Below are 466 nucleotides of genomic sequence, written 5' to 3'. Positions count from 1 at the left end.
CAGGGTGATGACCGTTGGGGTGAAGGCGGGAAGGGTGAGGGCGGCGGAATGCCAGGGGACGCCCCTGGCTAGGCTCCGGCCTCATGGACGTACTTCTCCACATCTTCGTCGGTCTGCACATCATCGGCATCGCGTCGCTGCTCGGCGGCTTCCTCACCCAGATGAAGGCGATGGGCGCGGGCACCGCCCGCTTCGTCCCCGCGATGCTGCACGGCGCGCTGACGATGCTGGTCACGGGCGTGGTGCTGGTGGGCCTCAACCAGGCCCAGGACTACGCCGTGGACAACATAAAGATCGGCGTGAAGCTGGCGCTGCTGATCGTGATCCTCGGCCTGGTCTACGTGAAGCGGGACGAGGAGAAGGTGGACAAGGGCGTCTTCGGCCTGGTCGGCCTGCTGACCGTGGCCAACATCTTCATCGCGGTCCTCTGGACCTGAGCCCGCTCCCGGAACGCCGCGCCCCCGGC

At 67.2% G+C, this 466-nt stretch carries 1 protein-coding gene; it reads left to right on the top strand.

Going from position 1 to position 466, the window contains the following annotated elements; translation table 11 throughout:
• The first annotated feature begins 83 nt into the window (after nucleotides 1–83).
• Nucleotides 84–437, top strand: coding sequence for a hypothetical protein (locus LPA54_RS37870; RefSeq protein WP_093769311.1), 354 nt, complete (start codon nucleotides 84–86; stop codon nucleotides 435–437).
• Nucleotides 438–466 lie beyond the last annotated feature (29 nt).

This window comes from Streptomyces sp. DH12 (genome assembly GCF_020873895.1).
In the GTDB taxonomy this organism is placed as follows: domain Bacteria; phylum Actinomycetota; class Actinomycetes; order Streptomycetales; family Streptomycetaceae; genus Streptomyces.
This window is presented reverse-complemented; position numbering and strand designations above follow the sequence as displayed.

Bases quoted from the DNA above. Each gene is read 5' to 3' on its own strand.
- LPA54_RS37870 (WP_093769311.1), top strand. From the start codon at position 84: ATGGACGTACTTCTCCACATCTTCGTCGGTCTGCACATCATCGGCATC.